The following is a 7,024-nucleotide window of genomic DNA, read 5'->3' as shown; positions in this document are numbered from 1 at the left end:
TTCGGTGCTTGCCCTACCTGCGAATGTTTTGGACAGGTATTGGGCATCGATAAAGAATTAGTTATTCCTGATAAAAGACTAAGTGTTTTTGAAGGAGTAGTCGCTCCCTGGAAAGGCGAAAAAATGGTTTGGTGGAAAGAACAGTTTGTGAAAAATGCACACAAGTTCGCCTTCCCGATCCATAAGCCTTACAACGAATTATCTGACGAACAAAAAAATGTTCTTTGGAAAGGCAATAGTGAAGCATATGGCATTAATGATTTCTTCAAAGATGTACAGCAACATCTCTACAAAGTACAATATCGTGTTTTGCAAAGCCGCTATCGTGGCCGCGCCGATTGTCCCGATTGTGATGGTTACCGTCTGCGCCCCGAAGCATTATATATAAAAATTGGCGGTAAACATATTGGTGAACTATGTCGTTTACCGGTGGAAAAATTAAAGATCTGGTTTGATGAATTGAAACTAACAAACCATCAATCGCAAATAGCAAAAAGATTACTGATCGAAATTCATCAACGATTACAAACATTGCTGGATGTAGGTCTGGGTTATTTAAGTTTAGACCGGTTAGCCAACACTTTAAGCGGCGGCGAAAGTCAGAGAATACAACTGACAAGAAGTTTGGGCAGCAATCTAACCAATTCGTTATATATTTTAGATGAGCCTTCTATTGGTCTGCATTCTCGTGATACCGATCGTTTGATTAAAGTATTGCATCAATTAAAAGCCTTAGATAATACAGTTGTAGTAGTAGAACACGATGAAATGATGATGCGCGAGGCCGACCATATTATTGACATGGGTCCGCTTGCATCATATCTCGGCGGAGAGGTAATTGCTGAAGGCAATTACAAAGAATTAATCGCTAATCCAAAAAGCCTAACGGGAAAATACCTAACCGGAGAATATACAATAGAACCACCCAAAACGACGCGAAAGTTTACCGGTAAAATAACAGTGAAGGGCGCTCGTCAAAATAATCTAAAAAACATCGATGTAACATTCCCATTAAATGTTATGTGCGTAGTGACAGGTGTTTCAGGTAGCGGCAAAACCACCTTAGTTAAGCAAATCTTGTATCCCGGATTGATGAAGATGAAAAGTGGCACATCAGATAAAGTGGGGGAGCACGAAAGTATTAACGGCGATATAAATGATATTCAACAAATAGAATTGGTGGATCAAAATCCAATTGGAAAATCTTCACGCAGCAACCCCGTAACGTACATAAAAGCCTACGATGAGATCAGAAATTTGTTTGCCCGGCAACACCTTGCAAAAATACGCGGCTTTCAAGCCAAGCATTTTTCGTTTAATGTAGACGGTGGACGTTGCGATGCTTGTAAGGGTGAAGGCGAACAAACCATTGAGATGCAATTTCTAGCTGATGTCCATTTAACCTGTGATGTATGTAAAGGACAGCGTTTTAAAGAGGAGGTGCTCGAAGTACATTATAAAAATAAAAGCATTTATGATGTACTTGAAATGAGTGTGGATGAAGCGATTGACTTTTTCAAAGAAGAAAATAATTTAACTAAAGCGTTGCAACCACTGCATGACGTCGGTTTAGGCTATATAAAACTTGGACAATCCTCCAATACATTAAGTGGTGGCGAAGCACAGCGCGTAAAACTAGCTAGTTTTTTAGGCAAAGGCAAAGGTCATGGAAATATATTATTTCTTTTTGACGAACCCACAACAGGCCTTCACTTTCACGATATAAAAAAGCTACTCGCCTCTTTTAATGCATTGATAGAGCAAGGTCATTCTTTAATAATTATCGAACACAATACAGATGTCATAAAATCGGCCGACTGGGTAATTGACCTCGGTCCTGAGGCGGGAGAAGGCGGTGGAAATCTCGTTTTTGAAGGGATTCCAAAAGATCTAAAAAAAGTAAAGAACAGTTTTACCGGAAAATTTCTGTAGCATCAGCTTTTAAAATAAAATTCATATCCAAAAAATCGCTTTCAACAGACGTCCCAATCTTTTGTAGCCTAGCAGGATGGTGCAGGATAGTATTACCATCTTGTGCTAATATCTTTATACATTCAATTCATGGGATAAATGAATTAGCTTTTGATAAAAGATTGGGTGCTCCTATCATCATTTTATGTAATGAACTTTTAGTAAAAGAATGGACGCACTTAACGCATAGCAATATGCTGTAATAATAAATTAGCGATCAATAACTTGAATTCTTAGACAGTAACCTTTTTTATTGCCTTAGAACGATAACAAACATTCGCAAGTAAAAAAACAATAAATTCAGCTTTATCAAATAGTTCATTTAACAGTAGTAAATTCCATTTTAAAACCGTAGAAGCGCATGATAAGACCTATTTTAATCTCTTTTTTATTTCTCACACTAGGGGGCAATCTCTTTGCATCATATAAGGATTCTATTAACCGCAAAGAAGTCGTTACCAGACACGACATAATTGCTCATAAAGCGGATACACTTGCATCTATCACAATGGGTAACGGCGGCTTTGCTTTTACTGTTGACATCACCGGACTACAAACTTTTTATAAAGATTATGAAAATGGCGTTCCCCTGGGGACTGAGTCTGAATGGGGATGGCATAGTTTTCCCAATATTCATCATTACAAAAGAAGCCAGAGTTATAAATATATTACGCAGAATGGCCGGCAAGTTTCCTATAGCGTACAAATAAAATATCCTGCAAAAGATAAGGCTGCTGTTGATTATTTTAGAGTAAACCCACACCGGTTACAATTGGGCAATATTGGCTTTGTATTACTCAAAAAGAATGGACAAAGAGCTACCCTCTCCGATATTAAGAATATCAATCAGCATTTGCTATTATGGAAGGGAGAATTAATTAGCAGCTTTACTTTAGAGGGCACCCCTGTAACGGTTTATACCTATGCTAATCAGCAGAAAGATGGCATTTCCTTTAAAGTTCATTCTAATCTCCTAAAAATGGGTCGCCTATTTATTCGAGTGGCATTTCCTTACCCTACAGGAGACTTCTCGGATAAAGGAACTTATTTTAAGGATACCTCATCCCAAAAAAGTTTCTTTAATTATACACAGAAAAATAAAGGTTATTTTGTACATCAATTGGACAGTACTGTTTATTATTTGAATACCAATTGGAATAGCGCAGTGGACATCGATTCTTCTCGGCCCAATTTCTTTTTATTAGAGCCGAAAAATACAGATGAATTTGAATTTAACGGCGTGTTTTCCCAAAAAAAGGATATCGTAAAAGACAATCTAGCACAAATAAAAAATAGTAATTTTTTATCTTGGAAAAACTTTTGGGAAGAAGGTGGTGCAATTGACTTCGCAGGAAGTAAAGATAAAAGGGCCTTTGAGCTGGAAAGAAGAATTATTTTGTCAGAATATTTAACGCGTGTACAATGCGCCGGAAGTTTTCCTCCTCAAGAAACCGGACTCACCTACAATAGCTGGTACGGAAAAGAACACTTAGAAATGTTTTGGTGGCACGCAGCGCATTTTGCTTTGTGGGGCCATCCGGAACTCTTAGAGAAAAGTCTCGATTGGTATTTTAAGATTGAAAGCAAAGCAAAAGCATTAGCACAAAGACAAGGCTATCAAGGCGTCAGGTGGCCAAAGATGGTCGATAATTCAGGGAACGAATCACCCTCGTCAGTTGGTGCATTTTTAATATGGGAGCAACCGCATCTAATTTATTTAGCCGAGCTACTTTACAGAGATAAAAAGCAAAAATCTATTATAGAGAAATACAAACACCTCGTATTTGAAACAGCAGATTTTATGGCTTCTTTCGCCACCTATGATTCAGCTACCGGGAAATATAATTTAGGTAAGGGTATTATCCCGGCACAAGAATGTTTTAATGCAACGGAAACCTTTAATCCTACATATGAATTAAGTTATTGGTACTGGGCTTTAAATATGGCGCAAAAATGGCGGGTAAGATCTGGTTTGCAGAAGAATAAAAAATGGGAGAATATCATAAAGAATTTAGCACCCTTGCCGCAGAAAGATGGACTATATTTAGCTACCCAAAGCACACCCGACTGTTATGCTCCGGATAGCAAGGTTACAGTTGATCACCCAGCTGTTTTAGCTGCACTGGCCAGCTTTGGGGCGGCTGACGGCTTAGACACATCCGTAATGAAAAGGACCTTTTTCAAAGTAAAAAAAGTATGGCATTGGGATCATACTTGGGGATGGGATTTTCCTTTGGTTGCGATGACGGCAACAAGATTACACCTTCCAGATGAAGCCGTTGACGCTTTATTCAAAAATGTAACAACTAATACCTATTTACCCAATGGTAATAATTATCAAGATAGTCGATTAACTATCTACTTGCCAGGCAATGGTGGATTATTATCGGCTATTGCATTGATGTGTGCTGGCTTTGACGGGAACAAAACGCCTACGCCGGGCTTTGATAGAAAAAATTGGAAAGTAAAATGGGAGGGGTTATCACCACTCCCCTAGTTTACAGTAAATTTTAGCTTAACAAAAAATCCACTATGAAAAGATTAGCTTTTAAAATGAAATTGCATGCCGGCAAAAAGAATGAATATAAAAAGCGACATGATGAAATCTGGCCGGAGTTAGTTACGCTTCTAAAAAAATATTCCATCAGTGACTATTCTATTTTCCTTGATGAAGAAACGAATATATTGTTTGCGACTTATCTCGTGAATAATGAAGATCAACTGAAATATTTATCCAACGAACCACTAATGAAAAAATGGTGGCTTTATATGCAAGCGATTATGGAAACTAACGACGACGCTTCTCCCATTTCTGTTCCACTTAAAAATGTATTTTTTTTAGAGTGACCACTCTTTCCGGGTTCATCAATTAAATATGGATAGCAAAAAATTATACTATTATAGGCGCTGCCCTTTCGTACCGAACGGGAAATTTAACATCATCACCCAATGCCGTTGCCCCATACAATGGAAAATAGGGATTGCGCAGGCTTTCCCTTGCCATTAATATTAAATCAGCTTCTTGCTCTAAAAGGATTTCGTTGGCTTGTTGTGCTGTGGTAATAAGTCCGACCGCACCGGTAAGTATGCCGGTTTGTTTTTTAATGGACGCGGCAAAAGGAACCTGATAACCAGGTTTATTAGGGATTTTTGCCTTTGGCACATTGCCTCCTGACGATGCGTCCAGCAAATCGACACCTCTTTCCTGTAGCATTCGGGTTAATTTTACAGAGTCATCTATTGTCCATCCACCTTCTGTCCAGTCAGATGCTGAAATGCGTACAAAAAGCGGTTTTTCGCTACCCCATTCTTTTTTGACCGCTTCCGTAACTTCCAATAATAATCTTACACGATTTTCAAAACTACCACCATATTCATCCGCCCGCTCGTTACTCAACGGGGAATAAAACTGGTGCAGCAAATAACCATGTGCTGCATGAATTTCTACGACATCATAGCCCACTTGTGCAGCTCGTCTTGTTGCAGCCGCAAAATCATGAATTACTTTACTTATAGCCTCTTTATCCATCGCCAGCGGTTCCTGATCCCCTTCTCTAAAAGGTGTAGCACTTGCAGAAACTGTCTGCCAACTGTTAGGCTCATTTAATGGGATTTGCCTACCCCCTTTCCAAGGAACTTCGCAAGAAGCTTTCCTTCCCGCATGTGCCAGCTGAATACCAGCTAAAGCATCCTGTTGATGAATGAAATCAACGATTTCTTTTAGTTTAGCGATATGTTCGTCTTTCCAAATGCCCATGTCGGCGTAAGTTATTCTCCCTTCGGGTGAAATGGAAGATGCTTCCTGTATAATTAATGACGCGCCGCCAACAGCACGACTACCCAGGTGAACTAAATGCCAGTTATTGGCAAATCCGTCGGTAGAAGCATATTGGCACATCGGAGAAACCACCAGGCGGTTTTTAAATATTGTATTTCTGATAGTCAGTGAAGATAAAAGTTTACTCATTGCAACTGTTTAAAGTGAATTTGATTAACAAATGAAAATTATTGAGACTACTCTGTAAATTAAATCTAACAAAAAGACCTACCTCGGTTGTGTCTGCGCTCCATGCTAAAAACCTTTTGGCGCCACCTCTTAATAAAAGCAACGGATAGTCTACAAAAATGACTTTAGACTGCTCAAGGTATTTTGATGAATGATATTTTAAGTCTTAGGACAGGCTTCTATACGCATTTTGACGCTCAACCATCCATTCGGGATATTCCTTTAATAGCGCACTTATCTTATCTATTTTACTTAAATCATCACCTGACAACTCTACAGAAGTGGAAGCGATGTTTTGTTGCAGCTGTTCTATTTTTTTAGCCCCGATAATGGTACTGGTAATACCCGATTGCATGCGCACCCAAGCCAATGCCAGCTGTGCAACGGACACTTCTTTCTGTTTCGCCATTTTCGCTAATACATCGACAATGTCATAAGCCTTTTCTTTATTTATTGGCGGAAAATCAAATTGATCTCTGCGAGCGTCACCTGCTTTTTCGTTGTTGCGTGTGTATTTTCCGGAAAGAAAGCCTCCGGCCAGAGGGCTCCAAGGCATTATGGGCAAATTCTGATCAAGCGCTAAAGGAATAATTTCACGTTCTATATCTCTTGTAGCTAAGGAATAATAATACTGAAGGGCGGCAAATTTATTCCAGCCATTTACCTCAGCAATTCCCTGCGCTTTCATGACCATCCAAGCAGGCCAATTACAAACAGCTATATATCGCGCTTTTCCACTTAAAACAATATCGTTTAAACTGTGCATTATTTCTTCTATCGGAGTCAGCGGATCTACACCGTGTACATATAATAAATCTATATGATCCATTTGCAGTCTTTGCAAACTCTCATCTACAGAATTAAAAATATGATAACGGGAAAGCCCGGCGCTATTGGGTTTTTCGTTCATTCTGCCCAAGACTTTAGTTGCGATAACTATTTCGTTGCGGTTTATGCCCAAATCTTTTAAAGACTGCCCTAATAGCTTTTCAGAGAGCCCAAAAGAGTATATGTTGGCTGTATCGATAAAATTGATGCCGGAATCTA

At 39.1% G+C, this 7,024-nt stretch carries 5 protein-coding genes; 3 read left to right on the top strand and 2 right to left on the bottom strand.

Features of this window, described 5'->3' with window-relative positions; all coding sequences use genetic code 11:
* The 3 genes from uvrA to rhaM all read left to right on the top strand — a co-directional run.
* Window positions 1-1,932: excinuclease ABC subunit UvrA (gene uvrA, locus ACQR30_RS02010; protein WP_429730531.1), on the top strand; the 1,932-nt coding region annotated here is incomplete at its 5' end.
* A 400-nt stretch (window positions 1,933-2,332) separates the two neighbouring features.
* Window positions 2,333-4,468 carry a hypothetical protein gene (locus ACQR30_RS02005; protein WP_429730529.1) on the top strand — a complete coding sequence of 712 codons (2,136 nt, stop codon included), beginning with the start codon at window positions 2,333-2,335 and terminating at the stop codon, window positions 4,466-4,468.
* Between the two features lie 35 nt (window positions 4,469-4,503).
* Window positions 4,504-4,818: an L-rhamnose mutarotase gene (gene rhaM, locus ACQR30_RS02000; RefSeq protein ID WP_429730525.1), complete on the top strand. Its 315-nt coding sequence runs from the start codon at window positions 4,504-4,506 to the stop codon at window positions 4,816-4,818.
* 43 nt (window positions 4,819-4,861) lie between these two features.
* On the opposite strand, the gene ACQR30_RS01995 is transcribed toward rhaM, so the two are convergent.
* Together ACQR30_RS01995 and ACQR30_RS01990 are read right to left on the bottom strand one after the other, a co-directional pair.
* Window positions 4,862-5,938, bottom strand: a complete 1,077-nt coding sequence (locus tag ACQR30_RS01995) for an NADH:flavin oxidoreductase/NADH oxidase (protein ID WP_429730523.1) — start codon at window positions 5,936-5,938, stop codon at window positions 4,862-4,864.
* 205 nt (window positions 5,939-6,143) lie between these two features.
* On the bottom strand, window positions 6,144-7,024 hold an 881-nt coding region (locus ACQR30_RS01990), incomplete at its 5' end, for an aldo/keto reductase (protein WP_429730520.1).

It is taken from the genome of Arachidicoccus sp., assembly GCF_050436765.1.
Lineage (GTDB): Bacteria > Bacteroidota > Bacteroidia > Chitinophagales > Chitinophagaceae > Arachidicoccus.
This window is presented reverse-complemented; position numbering and strand designations above follow the sequence as displayed.

What these genes read in the sequence shown, in the direction of transcription:
- ACQR30_RS02005 (WP_429730529.1), top strand. Translation starts at nt 2,333, where the DNA reads ATGATAAGACCTATTTTAATCTCTTTTTTATTTCTCACACTAGGGGGC.
- rhaM (WP_429730525.1), top strand. Translation starts at nt 4,504, where the DNA reads ATGAAAAGATTAGCTTTTAAAATGAAATTGCATGCCGGCAAAAAGAAT.
- ACQR30_RS01995 (WP_429730523.1), bottom strand. Translation starts at nt 5,938, where the DNA reads ATGAGTAAACTTTTATCTTCACTGACTATCAGAAATACAATATTTAAA.